The organism is Spartobacteria bacterium UBA695 (assembly GCA_002298145.1).
In the GTDB taxonomy this organism is placed as follows: domain Bacteria; phylum Verrucomicrobiota; class Verrucomicrobiia; order Chthoniobacterales; family Chthoniobacteraceae; genus UBA695.
On record DBMP01000006.1, the window covers coordinates 262,574 to 278,013 of the forward strand.

The following is a 15,440-nucleotide window of genomic DNA, read 5'->3' on the forward strand; positions in this document are numbered from 1 at the left end:
AACCTAAAGGCCGGGGCTGCTGTGCATCATGCCGCCATCTGCAAACACAGTGGTTGCGGTCATATAGCTTGCGCCATCGCCCGCCAGGAACGCGACGACACTAGCGATCTCTTCCGGCTTGGCCATGCGGCCCAGGGGAATCGCCGCGTCGAGATGTTTCATCAGCGCCGGGTCCTTCATGGTGGAAAGATTGATCGGCGTGGCGACCGCTCCCGGGCCCACCCCCACCACCAGGATATTGTGGGTAGCTAGTTCGACGCCCGCCGTCCGCGTGAGCATCCGCATTCCGCCTTTGGAAAGACAGTAGGCCGTGTTTCCCGGCATCGGCCAGTCCTCATGCACTGAAGTAATGTTGATGATCCGGCCGCCTCCGCCCTGCTTGATCATTTGCAGCGCCGCGAGCTGGGTGCCAAAGAATGCGCTCTTTAGGTTAATCTCCAGAACCTTCTCGTATTGCGCCTCCGTTGTGTCGAGAACCGACGTGCGGGTTTCGACCCCGGCGTTGTTTACCATTATGTCCACCCGCCCAAATTTTTGCACTGCCGCATCCACGAGTTTCTGCAAATCCGCGACCTTGCTGACATCCGCATCCACCCCGATGGCTTGATCGCCCAATGCCGCGATCTTCTGCTCCAGGGCCTCGGTTGCCTCCGGGTGCGCTACATAATCAATGACGACATTCGCGCCTTGTTGCGCCAATTCCAGCGTAATGGACATCCCAATGCCACTGTTGCCGCCCGTCACAATTGCCACTTTGCCTTTAAGACTCATATGGGTTCTCCTTTGTTATTAATATGATCGGATATTCCACTTTGCGTAAGTTGCAAGCGCACGACGCTAAAGGAAAGAACCGCCAGCGTGAGCGCTACGAGAGCCGTACCACCGTAGATGGAGCTTAGGCTCAAGCCCGCCGTTCCCTGCAAGGGCCCCACACCAAAGGCCGCGATGCCGAATCCCATTTCGTAGAAGGCAATCAGGTAACCCGCCACCGAGGTCGATATCGTCGTCAGCTCTTTTTGGCCAAAACTGATGGTGAGCGGCAGCAAGGCCGAGCAGCCCAGGCCAGCCAAGGCAAAGGCCGAAATTCCAAACGCCGGTTGGTCTTTTGGGAGTAGGGCAATCACGATCAGCGCGCAAGCAATTACAGCGGGAAGAAGGCGGTAGCAGTTGCTTTCGGAGAACCACTGATGGATCGCCGCGAACAAAATGCGACCCAAAGTTACCAGCGCCCAGAAACCGGTCAGCGCCAGGGAAGCTGCCGTAACGCTCGAACCCAAGTCACGCGTCATATAGAGCGTCGCCCAATTTCCGTTGACGGTCTCTACGACCCCATAGAGCAGCACAAATGCGGCATACAGCCAAAAACGCCGGGGAACGGATCCCCCCGCCCTCTCCTGCGAATCGGCATCCTGGGCCGCAATCCGAAGCGGCAGACCGAGGCTGAAGAATAGTAGGCCAACAAGCAGCGCCCCCACGAGAACGGGCAACCCCCACCAGATGCCCAAGCCCACAAAGAGCGCGATGAAGACAGGGGCCAATGCAGTTCCCACCCCCAGAAGTGCGTTCAAAATCAATACCGCGGAGTCGACTCTCTGAGGAAAGAACGCCGCGGTGTAGGTGTTCAGAACCGAGGTCGTCAGACCAAATCCAATTCCCAAAACCGTCGTCGCGGCGAGTAACACTCCGTAAGCCACTCCAGAATAACCCGTGAGGTACTGGCTCAAAAACAGCAGCGCCATGGAGACGGCGTTTGCCACAAGACCGGCGAGAAAGATCTGCTTAATGCCGAGCCAACGGGCAAGCGTTCCGCTGAAGAGAGCCGCCGCAATGGCCATGAGGGCCTGAGGCAAAAAGATGGCCCCGTAGGCCGAGCTGGATAGTCCGTAATACCTGCTGCTGGTGAAGATCGCGCCCGCAGCAGGGAAAGTAACAAGCGCAACACCCTGCACCGCCGCCGCGGCGTAGACGGAAGCGACTTCGCTGGGGCGGCCTCTGCTCATTTGAGCCGTTCCAAAAGATGATCGCCTACCCGCAAGGCATTCGCCATCGCCGTGAGGGCGGGGTTGACCGCGCCGATGCTGGGGAAGAAACTGGTATCGACGACGTAGAGGTTATCCAGTTCGTGGGCTTTGCAATTCGTATCCAGCACGGAACTTTTCGGATCTTTGCCAAACCGGCAGGTTCCCGATTGATGGGCCACGCCACCAATCTCGATTTCGTTTTTCATGTAGAGATTCCGCCGAATCAGACTCTCGTGCATATCAAGTCGGTTAAGCATCGACTGGAGCTTTTCATAGAGCTTCACTTTGGGGACCTGGTTGGTGGGGGTATAGCTAAGCGTGATGTTGCCCTCGCGGTCCACGGTGATGCGATTCTCCGGCCTCGGCAGGTCCTCTGTAGAGAGCCAGAAATCCACGGCGTGGGCGGCGATCATGTCGAGCGTCCAGTTTGGTGCCAGGAGCGTTTCCAGCGGCTTTTCGCCTTTATACATCGGCCCCTGGGATTTACCGACCATCTGGATGTTGCCAAGCGGGAACCCAAATTCTTCGGTGCGCAAATAGAAGTCGTTTAAGCCCAGAGTCTTTTGGTAAATGGTCGGGTTCGGTTCCTTGGATATGGCCAGCACCGCCTGGCTATTGTGAAACATATAGTTACGCCCGACTTGGTCCGATCCGTTGGCGAGTCCGTTGGGATGTTTGTCGTTCGCAGACATTAAGAGGAGCTTCGCCGAATTGGCGGCTCCGCATGAAACCACGACAAGGTTGCCTTGATAGGTTTCTGTTTCGCCGTGGCGTTTGACGACGACCTCAGTAATGGCGGTTCCCTCCGAATTGGTATTCAGCTTAATGACCTGCGCCTCGGTCAGCAGGGTGACGTTTGGAGATTGCAGAGCGGGGCGGATCGCTAGAACTTCCGCATCGGATTTGGCATGGACGGGACACGGAAAGCCGTCGCAATCCATACACCTCACGCAAGTGCTGTAGGGCATGTTCTGCTCATCTAGCATGATGCCGCACGGCGAATGGAACGGATGGTAGCCCGCTCCCGCAAGATCGTCGGCAAGCTTCTGAATCCGCGGTTCGTGCGACACCGGCGGATGGGAATACTGCGCGCTGGCGGGCGGATCGGTCGGGTCTTCGCCATGCACTCCATGCACTTGGTATAGATGCTCGGCCTTGGTATAGTAGGGCTCCATTTCATCGTAGCTAATGGGCCAGGCAGGCGAGATGCCGTCGCTATGCTGGATCTCTCCAAAGTCCTCTTTGCGCAGACGGTATAATGCGGCACCGTACATCTTCGTCGCACCGCCAACGAAATAATGCACGCCGGGCTGAAAAGTTTTGCCGGTTTTATCGCGCCAGAGATCACGGGAGACATAACGGTTGCGGATGAAGACTTCCTCTGCGCTCCAGTTTTCCGGTTCGCGCCGCAGCCAGCCGCCACGCTCAAGGATGAGGATTCGCTTTCCCGATGCAGCTAGAGTATGAGCGAGGGTTCCACCTCCGGCTCCGGTTCCAATGATGATGATATCGTAGTGGCCGTTGCTCATAGGGTCTCTTTTTTAGTCGGGTTTGCTTGCGGGCTGGATCAGCTTCGCGACCAAGCCGCTCCAACCCGTCTGATGCGAAGCGCCAACGCCGCGCCCGGTGTCGCCGTCGAAGTATTCGTGGAAGAGCACGTAGTCGCGGAAGTGGGGGTCCCCCGCGAGTTTCGGATGGTATTTGAGAACGGGCCGCTGACCGTCTTCGCCTTTTAGAAACAGACGTGTGAGCCGTTGGCCAAGCTCGTTGGCAACATCGTTGATTGTGATAAACCGGCCCGAGCCTGTGGGATATTCAATCTTGAAATCATTGCCGTAGTAGTGGTGGAATTTCTGGAGCGACTCGATGATGAGATAGTTGATCGGCATCCAGACCGGGCCGCGCCAATTCGAGTTGCCGCCAAAGGCCCGGTTGTGAGATTCCGCAGGCCAGTAATCGACCTCGTGGATGGTTCCGTCAATCCCGCACCGGAACGGCTGCTGCTCATGATACTTTGAGACGGCTCGCACTCCGTGGTCGGAAAGGAAACCCGTTTCGTCGAGCATTCGTTTTAAAAGGGCCTTCATGCGATGAGCGCGCAGCAATGCGAGGAGCCGCCGTTTTCCTTGCCCGGGGATTTGCCAGTGAGACACGAGCGCCGCAAGTTGCGGACGGTGTTTGAGATACCATTCCAGCCGCTCGGAGAAAACCGGCAAGCGTTTAAAGAGATCCGCTTCCAGCACTTCCACGGCAAATAGCGGGATCAGGCCGACAATGGAGTGCACACGTAGCGGGATGTTCCGGCCATCCGGGAAACAAAGATGGTCGTAGTAGAATTGATCCGCCTCGTCCCAGAGCCCGGGAAAGCGATCGCCTACGCCGTTGATGGCGGCTGTGATCGAAAGGAAATGCTCGAAGAACTCGGTCGCGATGTCTTCATACACCGCATTGTGCGAGGCCAGCTCAATCGAGATGCGCATCATATTGAGGCAGTACATCGCCATCCAACTGGTGCCGTCGGCCTGGTTGATGAAGCCGCCGTTGGGGATGGGCGCGCTCCGGTTGAAGCAGGCGATGTTGTCCAGACCGAGGAAGCCGCCTTGGAAAATATCGCGGCCCTGCGCGTCCTTGCGGTTCACCCACCAGGTAAAGTTCACCAGCAGCTTTTCAAAGATGCGTTGAAGGAACTCCAAATCGCCAGGGTCCGCCGGGTTCGACTCTCGGCGCTGCTTGCGGTCGATCTCGAACACTCGCCACGCTGCCCATGCATGCACGGGCGGGTCCACGTCGCCAAAGGACCACTCGTAGGCGGGCAACTGACCGTTAGGATGCATATACCAAACGCGCACCAGCAGAACGAGCTGGGACTTGGCAAACTCGGCATCGATCAACGCCAGGGGGATGCAGTGAAAGGCCAGATCCCATGCGGCAAACCAAGGATATTCCCATTTGTCCGGCATGGAAATCACATCCGCGCAATCAAGGTGTTTCCAGTCGTGATTACGCCCCCACTTGCGCTGCTGCGGCGGCGGGGGCATGGCAGGATCGCCGGTCAGCCACTCCTTTACGGAATAGCGGTAATACTGCTTGCTCCAGATCATCCCCGCGAAGGCCTGCCGCTGCACCAGCCGCGCGTCGTCATCTGCGATCCCCGCCTGTACTCCGGCGTAGAACGCATCTGCTTCTGCCTGCCTTTGGGCAAAAATGGCATCGAAGTCGGCAAACGGATCGCTCGGCAAAGCGTCGCCGGTTTTTGTCAGGCGCAAACGGATGGCAACCTCCCCGCCCGGTAGGACGCTCAATGCATAAACGGCGGCCGCTTTGGTGCCTGTTGCTTCGGGATTCACCGCGTCATGGTCGCCGTGGACGAGGTAGTCATGGAACGCGTCTTTGAAGAAACCCTGCGCCTGGGTTTCGCCATAAAGGCGGCGGGCATTGGTCTCGTTTTCGCAAAACAGCAGCGAGGGCTGCCCCTCACAGGCGAGCCGATAGTTACCCAGCTTGGGATGCTCCGCGATGATTACGCCGCCTTGCCCCGCGAGCTTTGGCTTGGGCGCGTTTTGCTCCCACACCCACGTATTGCGAAAACAGAGCTGAGGCAACAACCAGAGGGGCGCTTGATCCGGGCCACGGTTGCACACCGTCACGCGCATAAGCAGATCGTCGGGCGCGGCTTTCGCGTATTCGATGAACACGTCGAAATAGCGGTTCTCATCAAAACAGCCGGTATCCAGTAATTCAAACTCCATTTGCTCCAGGCCGCGGCGCCTATTTTCCTCAACCAGCTGTGTATAGGGAAACTCGCCCTGGGGATACTTGTAGAGCATCTTGAGGTAGGAATGCGTCGGCGTGGCGTCGAGATAGTAATACAACTCCTTAACGTCTTCGCCGTGATTCCCCTCATCATTGGTGAGGCCAAAAAGCCGCTCCTTCAAAATCGGGTCCACCCCATTCCACAACGCTAGCGAGAGGCACAGCAATTGCGAATCATCGCTAACGCCCGCGATGCCATCCTCACCCCACCGGTAGGCGCGGCTTCGAGCCTGGTCGTGAGAAAGGTAACTCCAGGCATCCCCGCCCGCGCTGTAATCCTCCCGCACCGTGCCCCATTGTCGTTCGGACAAATAGGGCCCCCAGTGGCTCCAGTTATGGGTGCCTGCACTATTTTCCGAGAGGCGTTGTTTCTCCATGGCCGCCTTTTCGCTATCTGGGTTTGGCGCGGCTCCTGTCATAGGTATTTCACCGTGCTTCTCCAACACGGTTTTGCCCATTCCACCTCATTCCATTGGCATCGCACTTAACCTAAACGCGCAAAACCTGAATGCGGACGCGTTTTTTTTGCCCTCCATCCCAAATAGCCGACCTCCGCGCGGAGAGCCGTTGATGTCACGGTTTCACGCCACGGTTCTTCCGATGGACCAACCCTACAAGGAGGCCAAAACTTTCCCGAGGGCAGGCCACCGGTAGGTTGCCCTCCTTACGCCTCCCGGCGCAATCCTCGGGCCCGCACCCAGCGGAGTCCTCCGACCACGAGAAGGGAGAGCCCGCCCAGCGCAATGGACGAGGGTTCGGGAACGGACTCGATACTTGTGAGCTTGACCTCACTGGAAGCCGCGTCAACATCCCCGACGTTCCGGACGGCTTGCAGACTTCCATCGTCAACATTGAGCGTGACGCTGTCGCCCAGGCCGTATTGGTTGATGGGGAAGATCCACGCCGTCTCGGCCGAATAGGCCCGGAAAATGCCGTACGACGAAGCCGCGCTCGTCGTCCCGGCGTCAAAAACCCAGACGTAAAGCGATTTCCCGTCAAACGCCGAAGCCGCTGCGCTGGTGTCGGTAATATCGCCGTAGAGTTTGCCCGCGTAATCAAACGGGCTGGAAATCTGCATGTCCCCAAAGTTGTGCCAAGAGCCCGCAGTTTCCATTTGAGTCACAGACATTCCCGCCGAAAGCGCGGAGAGGTTCTCAAAATATCCAACGCGCACCAGGTCGCCGTTGGAAAGAATATTTCCATTGGCATCAACGAAGGTAAACGAACCCACATCAAAGAGGTTCATGCTAGTGAAGTTGATCGTGGTAGCGGGAGCGGGCAGCACGATGGCAAAATAGAGCAACGACAGGCAAATCAGGCGTTTCATAGTTTGGTGAATTTAAAGGACGGCTTGAGGCGGTTAACGGCAGGATTTCTAAAAAGCTGGGACAACCCACTGGAATGACGATTGGCTGGAAAGGCGCTGGATGACCACCGCGCTCCCCGGCGCGATGCCAACGCTGCCCGACGACTGAGCCTTCGCGTTATACCAACCCGATAAGCTCGAGTTGGAGGGATGTGCGAGATACCAGTAAGTGCTCTGCCCTGAGTCGCCGTAGATAACCAACTGGTCGGCACTCGCCATGGAGGTGGAAGCTTTGACCCCAGTGGAAGCATCGCCCGTGTAGAGGCCGCTGCTGGAAAGGGGCATGCTCTGCGGGGACATCGAACCCACGACGTTGACGCCCGGCTGGATCAGGAGCGCAGTCGGCCCAGTTTTAACCGTTCCGGCCGTCAAAAACCCGACCGTGGAGGCGGTTTTGCGTTTGACGATGATGCCTTGGTTGGGCGCGATGACTAGTGAACCGGCGGCGCTTCCAGACGCTGTGTACCAGCCTGCTTTGGAGGTTTTATTTAAATACCAGCAGGTGGTAGCTTTGGACCCGTTGTAGATAAGCACTTCATCCGCGCTGTAGAGCGACGTGCTTCCCTGCAACCCGGCCGTGTTGGCCGCTCCGAGGAAATCGTCCACGGTAACGTGCTTGCGGATGCTGAGGGTCGTCCCGGCGGAAAGCAGGGCGCTCAAATTATCGGAAGTCGTGATGTTGTCTTCGCCGCAGGCCGTAATCGTGGACCAACGCCCGGCATTGGCTCCATCGACAATCTCAAGATAAAAGGAGCCGTTGGCACCGCTGAAATCACCGGCCGCCCAGTTACCCTCAGCGACGGAGATCACCGTGCCGGAAACAGCGGCCACGGGGCCACGCCAACTCACCGGATGAACCAGCGTCGGCGCGATGGCCGATAAGGTAGGCGACGCCACGGTGCCGCCGTTGACCTTGATCGGAAGAACGGCCACAGGTTCCGTTAAAACCTCGGTATCCGCGTGGCCGACGGCCGGAATCGACGCCAGCAACAGCACGGCGCGAAGCCAATGACAAAGGGAAGGGATGCGTTTCATGATCGTTAATATTTTGGAAGCCATGGTCATTGTTCGTTCGGACCAGCGGCTCTCACGCACCGGAAGCCGATCATGCCATAGACGGTCTCGCCAACGGCCGGGAAGGGATAGCGGTTGCTATCAACCATGGCCGAGTTTTCATTCCACCAACTGCCGCCGCGCAGGAGCCGCTGCGTGCCGGTCTTGGGCCCCTTGGGATCGTATACCGCCGGACTATCGTAAGGCGCGTAATAATCCCACACCCATTCCCATTCGTTGCCGTGCATATCGTAGAGGCCGTAAGCGTTGGCCGCAAAGGTCCCAACGGCTGTGGTCAGCGGATATGGGCTGTCCGTATTGTTAATCAACGTCTGATAGGACCATCCGTTAGCCTGGGTGGTAGCCACCGTCCCATCGTTGCCCCAGCTGTAAAGCAGGCCGTCAGTGCCACCACGGCAGGCTTTTTCCCATTCCGCCTCGGTGGGAAGGCGGTAACCATTGCCGGTCCAGTTGACCTGCGCTGGCCCCAGATCGAGCGTTCCACTCCGGTAGACGTTGGTGGCGGCTGCGTCGGTATAGTAACACGGAATACGTCCTTCCATTTCCGAGCGGGCGTTGCACCACTTCACCGCATCGTACCAACTGATGGCCGCTGCGGGATGATTATCAGGCCGGGTAAAGAAGAGCGTGGAGCTCAGGTCGTATCCATTCTTGGCCGCCCAGGCAGCCACTTTTTTCCAATCCGCCACGGTCACTTCATATTGATCCATGAAGAAGGCGCTGGTGTAGACCCGGTGAGCCGGAGAGCTGTAGAGATCGCCGCCATTGTCCCGGCCCATGCCAATGGTTCCAGCGGGTACCAGGCTCATCGTGCGCTGCAATGAACCGATCTCGGGCTCGTGGCTGCATGCGGGCGGGTTGCTGTCGATTTCACCGCCAGGCACCAGTTCGGCTTTTACCCGGTAATACCTTGCGGAGGTACCGCTCAGCGGCACCGTTGCCGAGGTGTACGGCTCGGTCGCGGCGATCTCGTCGCGCACAAGCGAGTAGGCCCCATGCAGGTTCGTCGACGACCAGACGCTATAGAAACGATTGGCTGCGCCGGGCCATGTCAGCACCATCTGCGGGTTGGTGCCGGTGGCCAGCGAGGTGCTCGCGACCGCGAAACGCTGGAAGCCATCCTGGTCGTCCATGCCCGCTACGAATTCCTGCGCGGCGCTCTGTCCGTCCTGGTCGTAATCGCTTTGCTCAGCGGCATCGAAATTATCGCCAATGAGATGCGCATGGCGACGCAGCCACCAGCGAGGTGTACCGCCCCCCGCAGCCTCGGCTGTGAAGTCGGCAGCAATGGTGCGCGGTTGGTCCATGGTGATGGTCACCGTTCCTGAGGTCGATTCAAAGCCGACCTCGCCGCTCCAGCGATGGAGTTTGAAATCAAACGAGGGAACCGCTTCGAGGACCACTTGCTCGCCCACGGCATGCCAGCCACCCGCGTCGGAGGGGAGCACGGCGCCCTGCACGCCCGAGGTCAACTGCAGGACCACCTGGTTCTGCCACGTCCACGAGAGCGTAGTGTTTTCCTGGATCGTAAAGGTGCCGCTGGTCGTGGTTCCGCTGAGCGTCGATGAGCCCGTCGCGAGAGTCCAACCCGTGGGCACCTTGCGGCTGCGGCCATTTTCAACCGGCGACGCCGAGAAGGTCACGACCGCTCCGTAGTCCAGCTGCGTCGAACCCGGAGCCGGGATCGTATTGCTTCCGGAGGAAACCACCGTGAGCGTACAGAGGTTGCTTGAGAAGTTCGCCATCACCAGCGTAACAGGGCGCGTCATCTGGGCGATGGTAAAGGTGCTGCCGTTGGCCGTGCCCGCACCGGTATCGCCGGACCATCCGCTAAATGCAGCGCCCGAATTAGGCGTGGCAACAATGCTAACCGCCGTGCCTTCATCCACCCACTGGCTGGAGGCCACGCTGACGGTACCCGCGCCGGAAACGGAGGTCGTCAGGAGATACTGCGTCTTCCAGTTCCACGTGAAGGTGAAGTCACCGTTCACGCTGATCGTGGCTTCCTTGCCCGTACCCGAGAGCGCGACAGAGCCGCTCGTTTGCCAGCCGGTGCAGATGCGGCGCGTGGTGCCGTCGCTGCTATCCTGTGCGGTAAAGGTTACGCTGGTCCCCTCTTCGTAAGAGTAGGTAGCCGGGGTGGGCGAGACGCCGTCATTGGCGCTGGCCACGGTGACGCTATAGGTCGGTACCGAGGTGGTAAACTGGGCCGTCACCGGACCGCGCCCCCGGGTCATCGGCACGGTGATTTGATTGTCGGAAACCGTGCATCCCTCAATGTCTCCGCTCCAACCGATGAAGCTGTAGCCCGAATCGGCCTGGGCGACAACGGTGATGGAAGCATTTTCACTCTGCCAGCCGCTGCTCACGCTGACCAAGCCGCGACCGACGGCCGACGTGGAAAGGTAATATTGCTTGGCCCAGCTCCAGGTCAGCGTCGTGTCGCCGTCCATGGTAAAGGAGGTGGAGTTGCCCGTACCCGAGGCCACGGTAGCGCCAGAGAGCGTCCAGCCAGTGCAGACATAGCGCGTGGTGCCGTCGATATTATCATCGGCGCTGACGGCCACGGGCGTTCCCGGGGCGATGCTGCTGGAGCCGGAAGCTGGAGAGACGGAAGCTTGCGACGAGACGACGGTCAGGTTGTAGTTAAAGCGGGTATCGAAATCCGTGGTAACCGAAAACTCGCCGCCGTCGACATCGGTAAGGTTCAACATTCCCGTGTTATCCGATGTGATTAGCGCCGAGGGACTGCTGCTGTTGGCCATGTACCGCCCGAGGTACGGTGAATAGGTCGTGCTGTAGATTTCGTTTTTCGACGGCCGGAATTCCATGATGCGCAGGAAGGCATTACCGCCATTGGGGAGCGTCTGGTAATCGGCGAGGACCTGGTAAACCTTCTTGCCCGCCGCGTTGGTATCTGGCAGGCAATACTGCGCGAAGTTGTGCCCGCAGAAGACCATGTAGACTTGGTTGAACGGTTTGATCACCGTGTTCCAAATCTCCGTCGGGGTATTGCGATCCGGGGCCAGGCTAATGTAGGGCGAGGGATAATTGACCCGCCCGCGCGCCCCGGTACCGCTTCCGGTATTGCCGTAAGCGCCAGTCTCCGCGAGGTAATCGTGCGTCACCACCATCGTGGGCGTGTACGGATGGGCTTTGAGAACGGAAACGGCCCAGGCCATGTCCGAGTCGGGGCAATCACAATCGAGCAGCAGGAACATGTAGTCGCGCCCGTTGACGTTTACGATTTGATAAGAGCTGTAGCCACGCGGCGAGAAGCCCTTGAGCCAATCGTAATACTTACCGGTGGACGAATCGATCCAGCGCGCATTGTTGGGACCAAAGCGAGTGATGTAATGGGTATCACCGGAGGCCAGATCGTGATTGCCCGCGATGACGCCGTAAGCCAGTTTGCCATTGAGCAAATCCATGGCGTTAGTCACCCGCTGCCACTGGCTGTCGCTGGTGGCGCTGTTAACGAGATCCCCGATCGGGACAAGGTATTTGATATTCAGGTTGTCCTTGTTATCCAGCGCCCACTGAGTCTGCCGCGTGAATAGATCGGCCGGGGAGGTCTGCGAACTGTAGTTCTGCGGATCCGGGAGTGCGATAACGGAGAAATTCTCGTTGGGAGCGAACTGCGCGGTGATCGCCGAGCGGGCGCGATCCATGGGAACGACGATCTGCTTGCCGCCGAGCGTGCATCCATCCGTGTCGCCGGTCCAGCCCTTGAAGTAATACCCATCATCGGCGACGGCGGTAATCTGAATCGGACGCCCCGCCGTAAACCAGCCGCTCGCAACACTCACCGTGCCGCCGGTTGTCGCAGCGGTCTCAACGCGGTATTCGGTGCGGAAAAGCCACGTGAGCATTGAGTCACGGGTGATCGTCATGTCCATGGTATTGGCGTTACCTTCCGCCGGACTGTCTCCGATCATCTTCCAACCAATGCAGTGGTGTCGCTCAGTGGCGGTCTCTTCATCGGCCACGCTATTAGTCAGCTTCGTCCCCCGGGTATAGGCATGCGTGCCCACAGCGGGAGTGGCAGTGCCATAGGCGGAAACTACGGTTAACACCGGATTGGCCGCCGGATCGGTAACGCTGACGCTGAAGGCGACCGACGCCGCAAGCCACCCGTCGCTCACCTGCACAGTAAATGAATCCAGCCCGGTGTATCCAGTCGCCGGAATATAGTTCACCGTACAGACGCCACTGTCACTATACGACACCGTCGCCGTCCCCTTTCCAGCCGCCTGGCCGACACTCCACGTGAGCGCTTCGCCATCAGCATCCGTCGCATGAAGCGTCACCGCCTGCGCCGCTTTATTCTTCGTGGCATTAATCGTGTAGCTGCCTCCTTCGGTAATGACCGGCGCGTTATCAGCCTGGACCTCCTGAGTCCCATCGGCAACCGTGCTCGCGGGCGTCGCCAGAGCAACCGCCTCGGCGTAGCTAACGGCACGGCCCCACACGGCAAGATTGGTCACCGTGATGCCGCCCTCCGCTCCCCCGTTATCGGCGAAAGCCAGGAAACTCGCGGGATCGAGCGCATAGTGATCGTCCACGCTGCCCGCATTCCCCTGGAGCCAAAGCGTCCCGTTGACATATACCGAGCGGCTGGTCCCGTTCTTGACCACAAGCAAGATCCGGTACCAGGTAGCCGCCGAAGTCGCTTGGGTGGAAAATCCGCCCAAATCGGCATGGCCAACGGTACCGTCATTATTGATGACAAGATCAGCGCCTTTGGCGTTATTGGGATCCGTCTGCAACAGGGCCTTCGCGGTACCCGAGTTGGTGTACTTCACGTCCCAGAGAATGGAATATTCATTGATTTTTCCGCTACCGCTTGAAGCCACCAAGCCATGGGGCACAACATAGTGGCTACCCGCACCGATTTGCGAGGCTCCATCATCGCTGCCGTTCCCAACGGCCGCCGTGAACGTGGTGCCAATGCGATAGAGACGGTTGCCAATGGTGGCCGCCTCCATCCGTGTCGGTTCATTGAATTCCCAAAGGCTGCCGGGATACGGCTTGGAAGCCACCGCCGCATCCGGATCGCTGCCCGGAGCGCCGATAATGGACACCTGAGTGTCGGAAAGCGCCCCGCTCCATACCGCCATATTGGAAACACAAATCGCTCCGTCTTCACCGTTGTCATCGGCAAAAGCCAGGATCTCGCCCTGCAACCCATAGCGAACCTCGTCCAGCGTCCCCACAACAGAGCCGGTATAGACCTTCGTACCATTGACATAAATATTGCGCGCCGTGCCATTGTCCACCGTCAATACAATGCGGTACCAACTGCCCGACGTCAGCGCCGACGTCGTATACCCCCCTACCCCTGTCAGCGTCCCCACCTGATTTGAACCGCTGATAAACAGGTCACCATCAGTCGTGTTGGTGGTGTCGGTTTGCAACAGCGTCTTGAACACCGAACTGCTCTCCGCAGGCACCATCACATCCCACATCACCGTGTAACGGTTCACCTTTTTCGCAGTGGTGCTGCCGTTGGGAGCCATACCGTGAATTATTTTATAAAAGCTGCCCTTGCTAACCTGCATCGCCCCATCGCTATCCGTCATGCCGGTAACCGAGGAAAAGCCAGTCCCCAAGGCTTGCAGATCGAAGCCAACCGTAGCTTTGTTGCGGTTGGTAGCGTCATCGAACTTCCAATAGCCGGTCAACATCACATCGCCCAACTTCTCCGCCACCGTTACGTAAACAGTGATTTGGGCCGACGCCGCACCATCGGTCGCTTGGATGACAAACAAATCGGTGCCCGCATATCCCGTTGCCGGAGTGTAGTTTAACGGTGCGCTTGTATTGTTGCCGGTCAACTGAATACTCCCATGGGTCGGCTGCGACACCACGCTCCAACTAATCGCGTCCCCATCGACATCGCTCGCGCTCAACGTCGTGGCAACCGTTCCATTTTCCGCCACTTGGAGCGTCGTCGAAGTCCCCTGAGAAATCACCGGCGCACTGTTCGTTGGCGTGTAAACCGGAGTTCCCGCCGTGCCCAACGCCGAGATTTCCGTCGCGCTCAGCGTCCCACTCCACGCCGCCACCGCACCAACGTTCACCGGATAATTCTCCCCATCATTGTCGGCAAACAAAAGCATCGCCGAATCCAGCGCATAACGGCTGTTTGAACTGCTCAGCGCCGGTGTCTTGTGGGTATAAAACAGCGTTCCATCGACGTACACCTTCATGAAATTATTCATCGACGCCACCACGACAACGCGCTTCCACTTCGAGCTAGCCAGCGCTCCGGAGTAGTTCAGTTCAGAAGATCCGAGTTTTTCTGAAGCATTGATAAAGTAGTCACCGTCATTGGTGTTGCCGGCATTTGTCTGCAATAGGCAGCGCCATTTTCCGATGCTTGTCGAGGGACTGAAGAGGTCAAACATCAATGAATAGTTCTCAACGTAGCCGCTCGCCCCAGTTGTCAGCCCATGGGTAACCTTCAGGCGATTGGCCGGCCCCAAGACGGTTGTAATCGCACCGGAGAGCGTCGTTGATCCATCGGAAAGCGTCGCCGAATAGCTGGGCGCCGTACCGTTGACAAACAGGTCGGGCGAAGTGGATCCGCTCGGCAACTTCACGCCATGAAAAACCGTTCCACTGGTCGTCACCTGGGCCGCTTGGGTAAACTCCCAATAGCCCGCAAGCGTCGCGGCATGTGCGCTGACGGCTAAAACAACCGTCATTAATAATCCGGCAACCCATCCCAAGCCGGAGCGGGAAAATTTCAAATTCATAACCATACAAAACAGGTGCACATAGGCATGTTCTCGAAAGGCCGCATGGGACATACAACCTCCGAGAATGATAATATTTACTACGATGCAATAACCGGAACTCCGGCCTGCATTTGACGGGCGCCGTTTATGCTAAGCTTTGAGGCTATTAACAAGACCGCGAATGTAACATCTACCGCCACAAAAATGGCAGAACCGTGAAGATTGTGAAAGCCATGTGAAGGCATCGCAACCACATTAAACAACAGATGTTAAATATAGATTAACTTATACAACCGCGTTTATCAGATTGTACATATAGCGTTAGCGACCAAGACACCGACCAAAACTGAGACGAAAATGAACTCGGTAGCATTTCCGTCGCCCATACTCCCCCGTGAGGCAGATCCCGTACGGGCGTTTAGC

General features: G+C 58.1%; 7 protein-coding genes. All 7 read right to left on the minus strand.

The features are described 5' to 3' along the window. Positions 1-3 precede the first annotated feature (3 nt). Positions 4-771, minus strand: coding sequence for an SDR family NAD(P)-dependent oxidoreductase (locus B2828_RS03020; RefSeq protein ID WP_479632205.1), 768 nt, complete (start codon positions 769-771; stop codon positions 4-6). After that, positions 768-2,000, minus strand: a complete 1,233-nt coding sequence (locus B2828_RS03025; RefSeq protein ID WP_479632206.1) for an MFS transporter — start codon at positions 1,998-2,000, stop codon at positions 768-770. The genes B2828_RS03020 and B2828_RS03025 overlap by 4 nt, the downstream gene beginning before the upstream one ends. Further along, on the minus strand, positions 1,997-3,550 hold the full coding sequence (locus tag B2828_RS03030) for a GMC oxidoreductase (protein WP_479632207.1): 1,554 nt from the start codon (positions 3,548-3,550) through the stop codon (positions 1,997-1,999). The genes B2828_RS03025 and B2828_RS03030 overlap by 4 nt, the downstream gene beginning before the upstream one ends. A 12-nt stretch (positions 3,551-3,562) precedes the next feature. Continuing rightward, positions 3,563-6,211, minus strand: a complete 2,649-nt coding sequence (locus B2828_RS03035) for an MGH1-like glycoside hydrolase domain-containing protein (RefSeq protein WP_479632208.1) — start codon at positions 6,209-6,211, stop codon at positions 3,563-3,565. A 287-nt stretch (positions 6,212-6,498) separates the two neighbouring features. Then, the gene (locus B2828_RS03040; RefSeq protein WP_479632209.1) at positions 6,499-7,161 is read right to left on the minus strand and encodes a hypothetical protein; all 663 of its coding nucleotides are present in this window, start codon (positions 7,159-7,161) and stop codon (positions 6,499-6,501) included. A 48-nt stretch (positions 7,162-7,209) separates the two neighbouring features. Next, positions 7,210-8,235 (minus strand): TIGR02597 family protein, encoded by a 1,026-nt coding sequence (locus tag B2828_RS03045; RefSeq protein WP_479632210.1) that lies wholly within the window; start codon positions 8,233-8,235, stop codon positions 7,210-7,212. A gap of 26 nt (positions 8,236-8,261) precedes the next feature. After that, positions 8,262-15,035 carry an SUMF1/EgtB/PvdO family nonheme iron enzyme gene (locus B2828_RS03050; RefSeq protein ID WP_479632211.1) on the minus strand — a complete coding sequence of 2,258 codons (6,774 nt, stop codon included), beginning with the start codon at positions 15,033-15,035 and terminating at the stop codon, positions 8,262-8,264. Positions 15,036-15,440: the final 405 nt, after the last annotated feature.